Source organism: Mycobacterium shunyiense (assembly GCF_058270075.1).
Window position 1 is genome coordinate 660,957 of the sequence record NZ_JBZDPU010000040.1, and the last position, 16,152, is coordinate 677,108.

General features: G+C 67.3%; 13 protein-coding genes. 6 read left to right on the forward strand and 7 right to left on the reverse strand.

Annotated elements, in window-relative coordinates:
- Positions 1 to 142: 142 nt before the first annotated feature.
- Positions 143 to 1,693, reverse strand: coding sequence for a dolichyl-phosphate-mannose--protein mannosyltransferase (locus AC4ELH_RS33770; protein WP_064887077.1), 1,551 nt, complete (start codon positions 1,691 to 1,693; stop codon positions 143 to 145).
- 24 nt (positions 1,694 to 1,717) lie between these two features.
- Between AC4ELH_RS33770 and rsmI the strand changes: the two genes are divergently transcribed.
- Positions 1,718 to 2,554 carry a 16S rRNA (cytidine(1402)-2'-O)-methyltransferase gene (gene rsmI, locus AC4ELH_RS33775; RefSeq protein WP_498889231.1) on the forward strand — a complete coding sequence of 279 codons (837 nt, stop codon included), beginning with the start codon at positions 1,718 to 1,720 and terminating at the stop codon, positions 2,552 to 2,554.
- Here the strand turns inward: rsmI and AC4ELH_RS33780 are convergent.
- The 5 genes from AC4ELH_RS33780 to metG all read right to left on the reverse strand — a co-directional run bounded on the left by AC4ELH_RS33780 (position 2,524) and on the right by metG (position 9,009).
- On the reverse strand, positions 2,524 to 3,756 hold the full coding sequence (locus tag AC4ELH_RS33780; RefSeq protein WP_448442029.1) for an aminodeoxychorismate synthase component I: 1,233 nt from the start codon (positions 3,754 to 3,756) through the stop codon (positions 2,524 to 2,526). The genes rsmI and AC4ELH_RS33780 overlap by 31 nt on opposite strands.
- Before the next feature lie 102 nt (positions 3,757 to 3,858).
- A complete protein-coding gene (gene sigJ / locus AC4ELH_RS33785) occupies positions 3,859 to 4,788 on the reverse strand; it encodes an RNA polymerase sigma factor SigJ (RefSeq protein ID WP_498889233.1) in 930 nt (309 codons plus the stop codon).
- Entirely contained in the window at positions 4,785 to 6,005 is a 1,221-nt protein-coding gene (locus AC4ELH_RS33790; RefSeq protein WP_448442033.1) for an NAD(P)/FAD-dependent oxidoreductase, read from the reverse strand. The genes sigJ and AC4ELH_RS33790 overlap by 4 nt, the downstream gene beginning before the upstream one ends.
- Positions 6,006 to 6,110: 105 nt before the next feature.
- On the reverse strand, positions 6,111 to 7,460 hold the full coding sequence (gene gdhA, locus AC4ELH_RS33795) for an NADP-specific glutamate dehydrogenase (RefSeq protein WP_064959738.1): 1,350 nt from the start codon (positions 7,458 to 7,460) through the stop codon (positions 6,111 to 6,113).
- Between the two features lies 1 nt (position 7,461).
- Entirely contained in the window at positions 7,462 to 9,009 is a 1,548-nt protein-coding gene (gene metG, locus AC4ELH_RS33800; RefSeq protein ID WP_448442035.1) for a methionine--tRNA ligase, read from the reverse strand.
- A 25-nt stretch (positions 9,010 to 9,034) separates the two neighbouring features.
- On the opposite strand from metG, the gene AC4ELH_RS33805 reads away from it, so the two are divergent.
- The 3 genes from AC4ELH_RS33805 (at position 9,035) to rsmA (ending at position 12,034) form a co-directional block, all read left to right on the forward strand.
- Positions 9,035 to 9,901, forward strand: a complete 867-nt coding sequence (locus tag AC4ELH_RS33805; protein WP_064887084.1) for a TatD family hydrolase — start codon at positions 9,035 to 9,037, stop codon at positions 9,899 to 9,901.
- Positions 9,902 to 9,986: 85 nt separating this feature from the next.
- Positions 9,987 to 11,114 carry a resuscitation-promoting factor gene (locus AC4ELH_RS33810; RefSeq protein ID WP_064887085.1) on the forward strand — a complete coding sequence of 376 codons (1,128 nt, stop codon included), beginning with the start codon at positions 9,987 to 9,989 and terminating at the stop codon, positions 11,112 to 11,114.
- Positions 11,111 to 12,034 (forward strand): 16S rRNA (adenine(1518)-N(6)/adenine(1519)-N(6))-dimethyltransferase RsmA, encoded by a 924-nt coding sequence (gene rsmA, locus AC4ELH_RS33815; RefSeq protein WP_064959735.1) that lies wholly within the window; start codon positions 11,111 to 11,113, stop codon positions 12,032 to 12,034. The genes AC4ELH_RS33810 and rsmA overlap by 4 nt, the downstream gene beginning before the upstream one ends.
- Positions 12,035 to 12,089: 55 nt before the next feature.
- Here rsmA and AC4ELH_RS33820 read toward each other — a convergent pair whose 3' ends face one another.
- On the reverse strand, positions 12,090 to 12,956 hold the full coding sequence (locus AC4ELH_RS33820) for a serine/threonine-protein kinase (RefSeq protein ID WP_448442037.1): 867 nt from the start codon (positions 12,954 to 12,956) through the stop codon (positions 12,090 to 12,092).
- Positions 12,957 to 13,011: 55 nt separating this feature from the next.
- Here AC4ELH_RS33820 and AC4ELH_RS33825 point away from each other — a divergent pair, with 55 nt between their 5' ends.
- Both AC4ELH_RS33825 and AC4ELH_RS33830 read left to right on the forward strand, forming a co-directional pair.
- Entirely contained in the window at positions 13,012 to 13,980 is a 969-nt protein-coding gene (locus AC4ELH_RS33825; RefSeq protein WP_064887119.1) for a 4-(cytidine 5'-diphospho)-2-C-methyl-D-erythritol kinase, read from the forward strand.
- Positions 13,981 to 14,413: 433 nt separating this feature from the next.
- Positions 14,414 to 16,051: a fatty acyl-AMP ligase gene (locus AC4ELH_RS33830; protein ID WP_064887120.1), complete on the forward strand. Its 1,638-nt coding sequence runs from the start codon at positions 14,414 to 14,416 to the stop codon at positions 16,049 to 16,051.
- Positions 16,052 to 16,152 lie beyond the last annotated feature (101 nt).

Here is a 16,152-nt window from a genome sequence, read left to right on the forward strand (position 1 = left end):
ACGGTTTTCTAGCCCTTGCTCGCCGTTTTCGACGTGAGGGTCGTTGTGCGTGGGGTTTTGCAGCCCTCAAGTAGAAATCGGCGAAGGGCCCCGCCAAAACCGTGAACGGCGACAAGCCGGCGCAGGACCCGTCAACGCCCAACTACCGCCACGAGGGCAACCAGATCTCCAGATTCCAGGTCGACTGCGAAATCGGGATGCCCGTCAGGACCGGGTACAACCACGCGAAGTTCGCGATCACCAATGCCACGTAGAAGCACACCACCAGTAGGCCCAAGGTTCGGCGTTCGGGGTTCTGATTGGGTTTGTACAGGATGTCGCCGAGGATCAGCGCGATCGCCAGCACCAGGAATGGCGCCATCACCGTCGCGTAGAAGAAGTACATCTGCCGGTCGATGTCGAAGAACCAGGGCAGGAAACCCGCCGAGTATCCGACCAGGACCACGCCGTAGCGCCAGTCCCGTCGCACCACGGCCCGCCACAGGGCCCAGCCGAGCACCGGCACCGCGATGAACCACATCGCCGGAGTGCCCACCAGCATCACGGCCTTCACACACGACTGCGTGCCGCACCCGGCCACATCGTGGTTGTCGATCGCATAGAGCACCGGCCGCAACGACATCGGCCACGTCCAGGGCTTGGACTCCCACGGGTGGTGGTTGCCGTCTGCGTTGGTCAGCCCGGCGTGGAAATGGTAGGCGGCGTAGGTGTAATGCCACAGTGAGCGCAGCGCGTCGGGCAGCGGGATGATGCTGTTCTCGCCGATGGACTGGCCCGCCTCGTACCGGTTGATGCCGGTCTCGGAGGCGAACCACGGCCCGTACGACGCCAGGTATACCGCGAACGGGATCAGGCCGAACACATAAGCGGCCGGCCCCACATCGCGGCGCAGCATGCCGCGCCAGGGTGCCGGTACGTGGTACTGCTTGCGCGCGATCGCGTCGAGCACCAGCGTCATCACGCCGAAGAACGCCACGAAGTACAGCCCGGACCACTTCGTCGCACACGCCAGGCCGAGCAGCACGCCCGCACCGAACCGCCACCACCGCACGCCCAGCCGCGGACCCCACGGCGTCTCGGCGATCCGGCCTTCGATGAATGCGGTGTGCATGCGCCGGCGGACGTCGTCGCGGTCCACCATCAGGCAGGCGAACGCCGCCACCACGAACGTCACCAGGAACACGTCCAGCAGCGCCGTGCGGGCCGAGACGAAGCTGACCCCGTCGGCGATCAGCAGGAGTCCGGCGATACCGCCGACGAGGGTGGAGCGGCTGAGCCGGCGCCCGATCCGCACCACCAGCATCACGATCAGCACACCGCACAGCGCGCCGGAGAACCGCCAGCCGAGCCCGTTGTATCCGAACAGCGCCTCGCCGATCGCGATCAGCTGCTTGCCCACGGGCGGGTGCACCACGAGCCCGTAGCCGGGGTTGTCCTCGACGCCGTGGTTGTAGAGCATCTGCCAGGCCTGCGGCGCGTAGTGCTTCTCGTCGAACACCGGGGTGCCCGCGTCGGTCGGCGAGCCCAGGTTCAGGAACCGGCTTATCGCGGCCAGCCCGGTGATGACCGCCGTCATCAACCAGCCCTGCAGCCGGTCGGTCGGGCCGAAATCGGCAGGCGGGATCAGCGGCGCGGGGCTGATCAGGGGGACCGAGCGACCAGCCGTCGGCGTATCGGTGGCGGTGGCGGTCACGCAAGCGATCGTAGGCTGTCGGTCGTGACACCCGGCAAACTACTGATCGGCGCCACGCCGTTGGGCCTGCCCTCCGATGCCTCTGCGCGTCTCATCGCCGCGCTGACGACGGCTGACATCGTGGCGGCCGAAGATACCCGGCGCGCGCGTGCCCTGGCCCAGTCGCTTGGCGTGCAACCGTCCGGTCGGATCCTGAGCTTCTTCGACCAGAACGAGGCGAGCCGCGTGCCCGGCCTGGTCTCCGAGATCGCGGCGGGCGCGACGGTGCTGGTGGTCAGCGACGCCGGTATGCCGTTGATCAACGATCCCGGCTACCGACTGGTGGCGGCCTGCGCCGAGGCCGGGCTGCCGGTCTCGTGCCTGCCGGGTCCGTCTGCGGTGACGACGGCGCTGGCGGTGTCCGGGCTGGCCTCGGACCGGTTCTGTTTCGAGGGTTTCGCGCCGCGCAAACACGTGGCCCGGCTGGCCTGGCTGCAGACCCTGGCTGCCGAATCGCGCACCAGCGTGTTCTTCGAATCGCCGCGCAGGTTGGCCGAGACCCTGCGCGACGCCGTCGAGGTGCTGGGACCGGAGCGTCGTGCCGTGGTGTGCCGCGAGCTCACCAAGACGCATGAGGAGGTCCGCCGCGGCAGCCTGGCCGAGCTCGCGGAGTGGGCCGCCGACGGAGTGCTGGGGGAGATCACCGTCGTGTTGGCCGGGGGCACCCCGTCGGTGGAACTGTCCGACCTGGTGGCCGAGGTGGAGGAGCTGGTGGCCGACGGCATCCGGGTCAAGGACGCCTGCGCCCAGGTGATCGCTGCGAACCCGGGGGCGCCTTCACGGCGCGAGCTCTACGACGCTGTGCTGCGCGCCCGGGATTGAACGATCGAGGATGCTTTGTGCAGGCACTCCTCCCATTCCGCGTCGACGTCGGAATCGGCGGTGATGCCGCCGCCCACGCCGAGCACCGCCGAGCCGTCGGCGTTGAATTCCACGGTCCGGATCGCGACGTTCAGCTCGCATCCCGCCACTGGTGACGCCAATCCGACTGTGCCGCAATAGACTCCGCGACGCGCCGCTTCCCACTGCCGCAGCAGTTGGCGGGCCCGTAGCTTCGGTGTGCCGGTCACTGAGGCTGGGGGGAAGGTGGCGTCCAGCAGGGCGCTCATCGGCACCTGCGTGGGTAGCTCGGCGGTGACCGTCGAGACCAGGTGCCAGACGCCGGGCGCCGGATGTACCGCGAGCAGTTCGGGCACCGTCACGCTGCCGGTGGTCGCCACCCGTCCCAGGTCGTTGCGGACCAGGTCGACGATCATGACGTTCTCGGCGACATCCTTGACCGAGGCCAGCAGGGCGGCGGGGTCGGCCGAGGACGGCAGCGTGCCCTTGATCGGGCTGGAGGTCACCGCGGTGCCTGCCCGGCGCAGGAACAACTCCGGCGACAGCGACGCCACCGCACCCCAGTCGCCGGCCACATACGCGGCCCGTGCAGGCGCGGTCCGGGCCACCGCCTCGGTGAAGAAATCGATCGGCTCGCCGTCCATTCGGCCGGTGAACCTCGTGCACACACAGGCCTGATACACCTCGCCCGCCGCGATGGCGTCCAGGCAGGCCAGCACGCCACGGCGGTGATCATCGCGGTCGGGGGCCACCCAGCTCAGGGTGTAGCCTCCCGGCTGCGCCGGTTCCAGTGCTCGCAGCCAGGCGGGAAGCGCTGCGCCGCTGAGGCTTTCGAACCACCAAAGGCCCTCGGAGTCCTGGCGCAGCACGCAGTCCGACCAGCCGCCGGCGGCCACCGGGATCCGCGGTGGTGTGCCGTCGGCGCCGGGATCCGGGTAGGCGAGGTAGCCGAACCACCCGCCCCCGACCGCGTCCGACGGCCCCGAAGCGTCCTGTGCCACCGCGAAGGCGGTGTCGGGCGCAACCGATGTCACCGACACCGAGGGTGCGATCACCGCGCGTGACGAGAACCAGTTGCCGATCAGCGCGGCGGGTGGCGCCACGCCGGCGCGGGAGGCCGCCGCGGCGACACCGCGCAGCACCGCCGGGGCATCGCCCAGCGCGCCGAGCCGCTCGATCCGCATGGAGCTAGCTTGCTTCCTCCCGCGAGCAGACGCAAAATCGTGCGTTTCAAGGGGAAACAGTGCGAGTTGACGTCTGCTCGGCGGGAGTAGCGCGAGGGAGACTCAGCGACTGATCACCCGCGGGATGTCGACGCCGGTCAGTTTGTCCGGATTGCGCATCGCGTAGAAATGGGTGATCTTGCCGTCGGCGACCTCGACGGTGACCACGCCCTCGAAGCTGTCTTCGAGGTACAACTTGTACGCGGGGGCGTTGTTGTAGGTCGTCGGCTCGAAGCGGCCGCCCTGGTCGATGAACCGCATGAGGCCGACCACCAGCTTGGCCACCGACTGGGCGCCGGTCACCGGCCTGCGCGCGGCGCTGCGCTTGCCGTCGCTGTCGGCCGTCCACACCACATCGGGTGCGAGCAACTCCAACAACGTGTTGATGTCGCCGGTCGTGGCGGCGGCGAAGAACCGCTGGGTGATCTCTGTCGACACCTGCGGGTCGACCGGTTCGAACCGCTTACGCCGTGACTGCACATGGTTGCGGGCCCGGTGTGCCATCTGGCGCACCGATGCGCTGGATTTGCCGATCGCCGAGGCGATTTCGTCGTGACTGAATCCGAACACCTCGCGCAGCACGAACACTGCACGCTCGTCCGGGGTCAACGTCTCGAGCACCACCAGCATGGCCATCGAAACCGACTCGGCCAGCACCACATCGGCTGATGCGTCGCCGGCGACCCCGGCCGTCAACAGCAGCGGTTCGGGCAGCCACGGGCCCACGTACTCCTCGCGTCGCCGTGACTGGGCGCGAAGGGCATTGAGCGCCTGGCGGGTGACGAGCTGGGCCAGGAACGCCTTGGTATCGCGGACCGTGTCCAGATCCACCTCGGCCCAGCGCAGGTAACTCTCCTGCAGGACGTCATCGGATTCCGTTGCCGTCCCGAGGATCTCGTAGGCGATGGTGAACAACAGCGGCCGTAGCAGCGTGAACCGTTCGGCGTGTTCGTTCGAGTACGAGGTCGAGTTACCTGCGCCGGGCGTGTTCATCGGTTGTCCTTGCTCCTCGCGTCCGCGCCGACCAGTGTCTCCTGCTGTGCCTCGGCCAACTGCCGTGCTCGGTTGTCGCCCTTGAACCAGAAGTACGACCCCGGCTTCACACCCTCCTTGCGCAGGAACGTCAGCGTCGCCCGGCAGACCTGTTCTTTGAAGAAGGCGCCGGTCCGTCCGCCGATGAAGACGCGGCGCGGGCTGTCGTCCGAGTGGCACAGCTGCACTGTCCCGGCATTACGGCCGACGCTCACGCACTGTCCGGCGAAGGCCTGGTTGATCACCTTGGGCTCGGCGCCCGCGATGCGGGCCAGCACGGTGTTGGCCGACTGCACCCCCAACGGGCCTGCGGACTGGCAGCTCATCCGCAGCGGCACCCCCGACGGTGCGGCGGCGTCGCCGGCTGCCACGATGCGCGCGTCGTCGACGCTGGTCAAGGTCTCGTCGGTGAGCAACCGGCCCAGCTCGTCGGTACGCAGTCCGCTCGCCGCGGCCAGGCCGGGAACCCCGAACCCGGTGGTCCACACTGTCACCGCACTCGGCAGCCGATTACCGTCGGCCAGCGTGATGGCGTCGGCCTCGATCGCGGTCACCAGGACCTCGGGTCCGTCGATGATCGAGACGCCCAGCTTGGTGAGCGCCTTGACGATCGAGCGACGGGCGCCTGCGCCCACCGAGGCGCCGACCACGTCGGTGACGAGCGTGACCTTGCGGCCCGCCTCGGCCAGCTCGCTGGCCGCCTCGATGCCGGTCAGCCCGCCGCCGACCACGACCACCGGTGCCGACATCGGCACGTCCTGCAGCCGGGCGCGTAAGCGCTGGGCCTGCTCCAATTCCGAAAGCGGATAGGCGAATTCAGCAGCGCCGGGCACGGAGGCGGGCACCCCGCCGGTGCTTCCGACGGCGTAGACCAGGTAGTCGTAGTCGATGACGTTGCCGGACGTCAGCTGCACCTGGCGGATGTCGGCGTCGATGTGCTCGGCACCGTCGACCAGCAGCCGCACCCCGGCGCCCAACAGTGTGTCGTAGGCCGCGGTGGCATCGTGGTTTCCGGCCACCAGCTGGTGCAGCCGGATCCGTTCGACGAACTCGGGCCGCGGATTGACCAGCGTGACAGCCACGCCCGGTGTGCCCTGCAGTCGGTTGGCCGCCAGCACCCCGGCATACCCTCCGCCGATCACGACCACTCGGGTGTTCTGCGCAGTTGTTTCGGTCATGGGAGCGTCTCCTGTTCTCAAAGGCTTATGCCCTCAAGACACCGCGGGACGCGGATTTGTGACGGGACTTCGGGTGATGTGACCCACATCACCCTCGAGGTGTCGTCAGACGAGCCCCAACGCCAGCATCGCGTCGGCCACCCGGATGAAGCCGGCGATGTTGGCGCCGGCCACGTAATTGCCCGGCTGGCCGTACTCGTCGGCGGTGGTGAGGCAGCGATCGTGGATGCGGCGCATGATGTCGGCCAGCCGCTCCTCGGTGTCGTTGAAGGTCCACGAGTCCCGCGAGGCGTTCTGCTGCATCTCCAGCGCGCTGGTGGCCACACCACCCGCGTTGGCAGCCTTGCCCGGGGCGAACTTGATCCCGGCCTCTTCGAAGTACTTCACCGCGTCGGGCGTGCACGGCATGTTGGCGCCCTCGGCCACGATCTGGCAGCCGTTCTTGATCAGCATGGTCGCATCGTCGCCGGAGACCTCGTTCTGGGTGGCGCAGGGCAACGCGATGTCGCACGGCACCTCCCACACGCTGCGGTCCGTCACGACATGTGCGGCGCCGCCACGGGCCTCCGCGTAGTCCTCGATGCGGCCCCGACGCAGTTCCTTGACCTCTTTGAGCAGGTCGAGGTCGATGCCCTTGTCGTCGCGCACGTATCCGCTGGAGTCCGAGCAGGCCACCACGGTCCCGCCCAGCGAGTGCACCTTCTCGATGGCGTAGATCGCCACGTTGCCCGAGCCGGACACCACAACCTGCTTGCCGTCGAAGGACTGCCCGCTCGACCGCAGGATCTCGTCGACGAAGAAGACCGTGCCGTAACCGGTGGCCTCGGTGCGGACCTGCGACCCGCCCCAGGTCAGGCCCTTGCCGGTGAGCACGCCGGATTCGTAGCGGTTGGTGATCCGCTTGTACTGGCCGAACAGGTAACCGATTTCGCGCATGCCGACGCCGATGTCGCCGGCCGGGACGTCGGTGTACTCACCGATGTGGCGGTACAGCTCGGTCATGAAGGACTGACAGAAGCGCATCACCTCGGCGTCGGAGCGGCCCTTGGGGTCGAAGTCCGACCCGCCCTTGCCGCCGCCGATCGGCAGGCCGGTCAGCGAGTTCTTGAAGATCTGCTCGAAGCCCAGGAACTTCACGATGCCGAGGTAGACCGACGGGTGGAACCGCAGGCCGCCCTTGAAGGGACCGAGCGCCGAGTTGAATTCGACTCGGAAGCCGCGGTTGATCTGCGCGGTGCCGGAGTCGTCGAGCCAGGGCACCCGGAAGATGATCTGCCGCTCGGGCTCGCACAGCCGGCGGATGATGGCGCCGTCGGCGTAGTCGGGATGCTTGGCCACCACCGGGCCGAGGCTGGTCAGGACCTCGTAGACGGCCTGGTGGAACTCCTGCTCACCGGCGTTGCGTTGCGATACTTCCTCGTAGATCGCCTGCAGTTTCTCGTGTAGTACAGCCATCTCAGTCCATCTGGTAGCGGGGGAAAACCCCGGTGGGCGCGGGCAATTCGGTACCTGGCTTGAGCCGGGTCCCGATGGAGTCGAAGTCGCGTGCGTCGGTCGGCTGGCCCAGCAGGTCGAGCAGCTTGGCCATCGAGTCCGGCATCACCGGCTGCGTCAGCAGCGCCGCGATCCGCACCACCTCGAGCGTCGTGTAGAGCACCGTACCGAACCGTTGCTGGTCTGTTGGATCGTCGGACTTGCGCAGGACCCACGGCTCCTGGGCGGAGAAGTAGCGGTTCGCTGCGCCGAGTACCGACCAGATCGATTCAAGTGCGAGGTGCATCGCGGGCACATCGTAGTGCGTGCGCACCTGCTCGAGCAGGGCATCGGCGGCACTCAGGAGTGCGGTGTCGTCCTCGTTGAACGATCCGGGGTCGGGCACCACGCCGTCGAGGTTCTTGGCCACCATCGACAGCGAACGTTGCGCCAGGTTGCCCAGCTCGTTGGCCAGGTCGGCGTTGATCCGGCCGATGATGGCTTCCTCGCTGTAGCTGCCGTCCTGCCCGAAGGACACCTCACGAAGGAAGAAGAACCGCACCTGATCGAGGCCGAACGTGTCGATCAGATCGACTGGATCCACTACATTGCCGACCGACTTGCTCATCTTCTCGCCCTTGACGTTGATGAAGCCGTGCGCGAAGACCCGCTCGGGCAGCGCGATCCCGGCCGACATCAGGAACGCCGGCCAGTACACGCTGTGGAACCGGATGATGTCCTTGCCGATCATGTGCAACTTGGCCGGCCAGTACTTCTGAAAAGCGTCGGAGGCCACGTCCGGGAACCCGACGCCGGTGAGGTAGTTGGTCAGCGCATCCACCCACACGTACATCACGTGATCAGGGTGGTCGGGAACCGGCACACCCCAGTCGAACGTGGTCCGCGAGATCGACAGGTCCTTCAGTCCGCCCGAGACGAAGCTGACGATCTCGTTGCGGCGCACATCGGGCCCGATGAATTCGGGATGGGCCTCGTAGTGGGCCAGCAGGCGCTCGGCGTAGGCCGACAACCGGAAGAAGTAGGTCTGCTCCTCGGTCCAGGTGACGGGGGTGCCGGTCTCGATCGCGGTGCGGGTGCCGTCGGGACCCGCGGTCGTCTCGTCCTCGGCGAAGAATCGTTCATCGCGGATCGAGTACCAACCCGAGTAGGTGCCAAGGTAGATGTCGCCGGCCTCGTTCATACGGCGCCAGATCTCCTTGGACGCCTCGTAGTGGTCGGCGTCGGAGGTGCGGATGAACCGGTCGAAGGAGATGTTGAGCTTCTCCTGCAACCGCTGGAACACGTCGGAGTTGCGGTTGGCCAGCTCGGCGGCCGAGATGCCCTCGGCAGCGGCGGTATCGGCCATCTTCTGGCCGTGCACGTCGGTGCCGGTCAGGTAGCGCACATCGAAGCCGTCGAGTCGCTTGAACCGGGCGATCGCATCGGTGGCGATGTACTCGTAGGCGTGCCCGATGTGCGGCGCGCCGTTCGGGTAGGCGATGGCCGTAGTTATGTAGAAAGGCTCACTCATTTGGACCCCACCTTATTGTGTTGCGGTGGGATCCAAACGCTCAGCCAGGGAGAAGCCGCCGGCTCCGGAGCCGTTGGCTCCGCTGGTCGACGCACATACCCACCTCGACGCGTGCGGCGCGCAGACCGCGCAGGATGTCCGGGCGATCATGGATCGCGCGGCCGCGGTCGGAGTGGGCCAGGCGGTCACCATCGCCGACGATCTGGACTCGGCGCGCTGGGTGACCACGGCCGTCGAAGCTGATGAGCGGGTTTTCGGCGCGGTGGCGTTGCACCCCACCCGGGCCAATGCGCTCGACGACGCGGCCAGGGCCGAGGTGGAGCGGCTGGCGGCCCATCCGCGGGTGGTCGCGGTGGGCGAGACGGGGATGGACCTGTACTGGCCGGGCCGGCTGGACGGCTGCGCGACGCCCGCCGAGCAGCGCGAGGGCTTCGCGTGGCACATCGACCTGGCCAAGCGCACCGGCAAGCCGTTGATGATCCACAACCGGGATGCCGACGCCGAGGTGCTCGACGTACTACGCGCCGAGGGAGCGCCCGAGACAGTGATCTTCCACTGTTTTTCGTCAGGACCGGAGATGGCTCACACCTGCGTCGAGGCCGGCTGGGTATTGAGCCTTTCGGGCACTGTCAGCTTCCGTAATGCCGCTGAGCTGCGGGAAGCCGCTCGGGTGATCCCGCCGGGCCAGCTGTTGGTGGAGACCGACGCGCCGTTTCTGACCCCGCATCCGTTCCGTGGAGCACCGAACGAGCCGTACTGCCTCCCATACACTGTGCGGGCACTCGCAGAGTTGCTGGACCGACCTGCCGAAGAGGTCGCGTCCGAGACCGCAGCCACTGCGGCGCGGGTGTACGGACTTAACGGGGAGTCGCCGGCTCTAGTTGCCGAGTGAACCCCTTTTCGTTACCGTCTTGTGATCAAACCTCAACCGCCGGCGGTGATCTATGCCGTCCGTACCGGGGAGAAATGCGAGAACCGTGGACGCGCTCAACAAAATTCATGAATCCCGATCTCCGCTGCTGCGAGGCGTGGTGGGGGCCCTGCTGGTCACGCTGACCGCCGCCGGGGGCTACGCCGTCGGATCGCACAAGACCGTGACGCTGAGCGTCGACGGTGCGCCGATGACCGTGACGACGATGAAGTCGCGGGTGATCGATGTGGTCGAGGAGAACGGGTTCTCGGTCGGCGATCGGGATGATCTCTACCCCTCGGCCGACGAGTCCGTGCACCAGGCCGACACCATCGTTCTGCGCCGTAGCCGACCGCTGGAGTTGTCGTTGGACGGCAATGACAGCAAGCAGGTGTGGACCACTGCCTCGACCGTCGATGAGGCCCTGGCGCAGCTGAAGATGACCGACAAGGCACCAGCCGCGGCCTCCCGTGGCAGCAGGGTTCCGCTGGGCGGCATGGCGCTGCCCGTGGTGAGCGCCAAGACCGTCCGGATCGATGACGGCGGCAACGTGCAGACCGTGCATCTGGCCGCCCCGAACGTGGCCGGTCTGTTGGCCGCGGCGGGGGCCCCGCTGGAGCAGAACGACACCGTCGTTCCGGCCGCATCGACCCCGGTCACCGAGGGTATGCAGGTTCAGGTGACCCGCATGCGCATCGAGAAGGTCACCGAGCGGGTGGCGTTGGAACCGGGTCATCAGCGCATCGAAGACGCCTCCATGAACATGAGCCGGCAGGTCGTCGAGGAGCCCGGCGCCCCGGGCACCCAGGACGTGACCTACGCCGTGGCCAAGGTGAACGGCGTGGAGACCGGCAGACTGCCAGTAGCCAATGTCGTGATCAACCCGGCTCGTGACGGTGTGCTGCGCGTCGGAGCAAAGCCTGGCACCGAAGTTCCGCCGGTCACCAACGGCGCTGCCTGGGACGCCCTTTCGCAGTGCGAAGCGGGAGGTAACTGGGCCATTAACACAGGTAACGGATTTTTTGGTGGGGTCCAATTCGACCAGAACACCTGGGAGCGACAGGGTGGTCTGAGGTATGCTCCGAGGGCCGATCTGGCGACTAGAGAAGAGCAGATTGCGATTGCTACGGTGACGCAGGCCCGGCAGGGTTGGGGAGCTTGGCCAGTGTGTAGTGGGAGGATTGGGGCGCGCTGACTATTCGACTGCTCGGGCGGACCGAGATACGACGCTTGGCGAAAGAAATCGACTTTCGACCACGCAAGGCCTTTGGCCAGAACTTCGTTCATGATGCCAACACCGTTCGGCGCATCGTGTCGGCCTCCGGGATTCACCGGAACGACCATGTGCTCGAAGTCGGACCCGGTCTCGGGTCGCTGACACTGCCCCTGTTGGACCGTGGGGCCAGGGTGACCGCAGTGGAGATCGATCCGGTGCTGGCCAAGCAATTGCCGGCCACCATCGCCGATCATTCCCACAGCGAGATCAACCGGCTCACGGTGATCAACCAGGACATCCTGACGCTGATGCCGTCTGATCTGGCCGAGCAGCCGACGGCGCTCGTGGCGAATCTGCCGTACAACGTGGCGGTGCCCGCACTGCTGCACCTGTTGGCCGAGTTCCCGTCGATCCGGACGGTGATGGTCATGGTGCAGGCCGAGGTGGCCGAGCGTCTGGCGGCCGAGCCCGGCGGCAAGGACTACGGCGTGCCCAGTGCCAAGGCGCGTTTCTACGGAAACGTGCGCAGGCACGGGATGGTCTCGCCGACGGTGTTCTGGCCGATCCCGCGGGTGTACTCCGGACTGGTCCGCATCGACCGGTACGAGACATCGCCGTGGCCGACGGACGCCGAGTTCCGCGATGAGGTGTTCCAGCTCATCGACATCGGATTCGCGCAGCGGCGCAAGACCTCTCGCAACGCGTTCGCGGACTGGGCGGGTTCGGGCAATGAGTCGGCAGAGCGGCTGCTCGCCGCCAGCATCGATCCGTCGCGCCGTGGCGAGACGCTCGGCATCGCCGACTTCGTCCGACTGCTGCAGCGGGCCAAGGAAGCCGAGGGTGAGGCCGCAGCTCAGATCGAGGCGGCCGCCGAGGTTGAGGCGGCACGGCAAGGCTGAGGACCGCCGAATGTGAAGAAGATCGCGAGATTGTCGGACAATCTCGCGATCGTCTTCACATCGGGGACCTGAGGGCCTCGGCGATCAGGCTGACGAACTCCGAACATGAGGGGTGTCTGCGCTCGGGGTCCTTCGCGAGTGCCCTGGCGATGATCGGGTCGGCCGACGGTGGAATCCAGTTGCACCGCTGCGATATTCGTGGTGGTCGGCTGTACATCTGATGATCGATCAGGGCTATCGCGGTATCTGCGGAGAACGGCGGTGCTCCGGTCAGCAGCTCAACTGTGGTGCACGCCAGCGCGTACTGATCCGTCGCCGCCGAAGGTGTCCGGCCGCTGAGGAGCTCGGGTGCCGAATAGGGCAGTGACGCTTGGATATCCGGGTGTGGTCGGGCTGCCTGGCGGGTGATGCGCCGGGCCGGGTCGAGGCTCATCCGGCCGTGCCGGTCGTGGGCCAACTTGGCAGCCACGTCCGCGGCCATCGAGTGGGCCACTCCGAAATCGATCAGTACCGCTCTCGAAAATGGTTGATCGACAAGGATGTTGGCGGGTTTGACGTCGCAGTGCACGATTCCGTGCCGGTGGGCGTGATCGAGTGCCCCGGCGATCTGGGCCAACGCGGTAAGCCGCTCCGGCGTGCCGGACAGGTTGCTCACCGTGCCGCCGTCGAGGAGTTCCATCGCCAGCCAGCCCGGGCCTGCCGCGTACACCGTGACGATGTTGGGGTGGGTGAGCTGCCTGGCGAAGTCGAACTCGCGCTGCAGCCGGGCCAGATGGGCGGGTTGGCGGTGCCGATCATCGAGAACCTTGAGCGCGACGGTGGAACCGTCGGGATCGCGGGCCAGGTATACGACGGCTGAGCCGCCGCTCCCCACGACTTTCACCGCGGTGTAGCCCGCGATGATCACCTCGGCTGAGGGCACCGTCTCAGCTTAGGTTCACCGACAACCACGGGTGAGCGGCGATAGTGTCGTGGCCGTGTCAGCATCCGATGGCAGTACCGCGTCCGAGTGGGTCCCCACCGGGTCGGTGACCGTGCGTGTACCCGGCAAGGTGAATCTGCACCTGGCGGTCGGGGATGTGCGCGACGACGGCTACCACGACCTCACCACGGTGTTCCATGCCGTGTCGCTGCTGGACGAGGTGACGGTGCGCAATGCCGACATGCTGTCGCTGACGGTGGCCGGCGAGGGCGTGGAGTCGGTGCCCACCGACGAGCGCAATCTGGCCTGGCGCGCCGCCGAGTTGCTGGCCGAACACGTGGGCCGGTCCCCTGATGTGGCGATCAGCATCGACAAGTCGATCCCGGTGGCCGGTGGCATGGCAGGAGGCAGCGCCGACGCGGCCGCGGTGCTGGTGGCGATGAACACGCTGTGGGAGCTCGGGGTGCCCAGGCGCGATCTGCACGCCCTGGCGGCCCGGTTGGGCAGTGATGTCCCGTTCGCGCTGCACGGCGGCACTGCGCTCGGCACCGGCCGTGGCGAGGAGCTGGCCACGGTGCTGGCCCGCAGCACCTTCCACTGGGTGCTGGCCTTCGCGCACAAGGGTCTGTCCACCCCGAAGGTGTTCGGCGAGCTGGATCGGCTGCGCGCAGACACCTCGACGGGCGGCCCGCCGCGGGCCGAGGAGCCCGAGCCTGTCCTGGCTGCGCTGGCTTCCGGTGATCCGGCCGAACTTGCCGCGCTGTTGGGCAACGACCTGCAGCCGGCCGCCCTGAGCCTGTACCCGGAGCTGCGCCGGACGCTGCGTGCCGGGGTGGAGGCCGGTGCCCTCGCCGGCATCGTGTCCGGCTCGGGCCCGACGTGTGCGTTCCTGTGTCCGTCGTCGACGTCGGCGGTGGACGTGGGGACTGAACTTGCCGGGGCCGGGGTGTGCCGGACGGTGCGGGTGGCCAGCGGCCCCGTCAGCGGTGCCCGCGTCGTTCCGGAGCCGTCGACGTCGGCCTGACGGACGTGTCTGGCAGGCGGGCTGCCTGGCCGTCGTCGCTGTTTTCGACGCCAGGGCTGCGAACTTTGCGCCGGAACAACCCGTCGAGTAGAAATCGACGGAGTACCCGTCGACGTCGGTCTGAAACTGTGACGCAGACCTCAATTATCGCGAGGGTTTGGCAGTTACTTAAGGGTCTCTTAAGATGAGCGGCGGTGAATGCTAGCGATCTCGCATCGGATGCGACTTGTGCTCCCGCCGTCCATGACGGTGGGGGGTCGCCCAGACGTACACCCGGATCTGGGGCATCACCTTTTCGAGACATAACTGCTCCCCAATCGTGTGCGCGCGCCTACCCAAAAGCGGTGCACAGCGGGCGGAGCATGGATAACCGGGCAACTGCACCTGGCGCACTGTCGTCGGTGTGGGGGCCGCGGAACCCAAGGAGGTCGTCGTGAGCAGATTCACCGAGAAGATGTTCCGCAATGCTCGTGAGAGCAAGCGCGGAATGGTCACTGGTGAGCCGCATGAGCCGGTTCGCCACACCTGGGGTGAGGTTCACGAGCGGGCCCGGCGGATCGCAGGCGGTCTGGCCGCCGCGGGTATCGGTCACGGCGACGCCGTGGGCGTGCTGGCCGGCTTCCCCGTCGAGATCGCGCCGACCGCGCAGGGCGTCTGGATGCGCGGCGCGAGCCTGACCATGCTGCACCAGCCGACCCCGCGCACCGACCTGGCGGTGTGGGCCGAGGACACCATGAACGTGATCGGCATGATCGAGGCCGACGCCGTCATCGTCTCCGAGCCGTTCCTGGTCGCCATCCCGGTGCTTGAAGAAAAGGGCATCAAGGTCGTCAAGATCGCCGACCTGCTGGCTGCCGACCCGATCGATCCGGTGGAGACCGGCGAGGACGATCTGGCGCTGATGCAGCTGACGTCTGGCTCGACAGGGTCTCCTAAGGCAGTCCAGATCACGCACCGCAACATCCACTCCAACGCCGAGGCGATGTTCATCGGTGCGGAGTACGACGTCGACAAGGACGTCATGGTGAGCTGGTTGCCCTGCTTCCACGACATGGGCATGGTCGGCTTCCTGACCATCCCGATGTACTTCGGCGCCGAGCTCGTCAAGGTCACGCCGATGGACTTCCTGCGCGACACGCTGCTGTGGGCGAAGCTCATCACCAAGTACAAGGGCACCATGACCGCGGCGCCCAACTTCGCTTATGCGTTGTTCGCCAAGCGGTTGCGCCGTCAGGCCAAGCCGGGCGAGTACGACCTGTCCACCCTGCGGTTCGCGCTCTCGGGCGCCGAGCCCGTGGAGCCGGCCGACGTCGAGGACCTGCTCGACGCGGGCAAGCCGTTCGGGCTGCCGTCCTCGGCGATCCTGCCGGCCTACGGCATGGCCGAGACCTGCCTGGCCGTGTCGTTCTCCCCGTGCAACGCGGGTCTGGTGGTCGACGAGGTCGACGCCGACCTGCTGGCCGCGTTGCGCCGCGCCGTGCCCGCCACCAAGGGCAACACCCGCCGGCTGGCCTCACTCGGCCCGCTGCTCAAGGACCTCGAGGCCCGTGTCGTCGACGAGCACGGCGACGTGATGCCCGCTCGCGGTGTCGGCGTCATCGAGCTGCGCGGCGAGTCGTTGACCCCCGGCTACATCACCATGGGCGGCTTCCTGCCGGCTCAGGACGAGCACGGTTGGTACGACACCGGAGACCTCGGCTACATCACCGAGGAGGGCAACGTCATCGTGTGCGGTCGCGTCAAGGACGTGATCATCATGGCCGGGCGCAACATCTACCCGACGGACATCGAACGTGCGGCCGGGCGGGTGGAAGGTGTGCGCCCGGGCTGCGCCGTGGCGGTGCGTCTGGATGCCGGTCACTCGCGCGAGACCTTCGCCGTCGCCGTGGAGTCCAACGCCTGGCAGGATCCGGCCGAGGTGCGCCGGATCGAGCATCAGGTGGCACACGAGGTGGTGTCCGAGGTCGACATGCGTCCGCGCAACGTCGTGGTGCTCGGTCCCGGCAGCATCCCGAAGACCCCGTCGGGCAAGCTGCGTCGGGCCAACTCGGTCTCGCTCGTCACCGGCTAGCTGCAGCACTTCGTACCAAAACCGTCCCGTTTCGATGGAAACGGGGCGGTTTGTGTTCTGCCGCAACACGACGCGTACTGGCTCATTCGTCGTGGAATGAC

Coding starts and splice junctions, on each gene's coding strand:
- AC4ELH_RS33780 (WP_448442029.1), bottom strand. CDS start 3,756: ATGCGGATCGAGCGGCTCGGCGCGCTGGGCGATGCCCCGGCGGTGCTG.
- sigJ (WP_498889233.1), bottom strand. CDS start 4,788: ATGAACACGCCCGGCGCAGGTAACTCGACCTCGTACTCGAACGAACAC.
- AC4ELH_RS33790 (WP_448442033.1), bottom strand. CDS start 6,005: ATGACCGAAACAACTGCGCAGAACACCCGAGTGGTCGTGATCGGCGGA.
- gdhA (WP_064959738.1), bottom strand. CDS start 7,460: ATGGCTGTACTACACGAGAAACTGCAGGCGATCTACGAGGAAGTATCG.
- metG (WP_448442035.1), bottom strand. CDS start 9,009: ATGAGTGAGCCTTTCTACATAACTACGGCCATCGCCTACCCGAACGGC.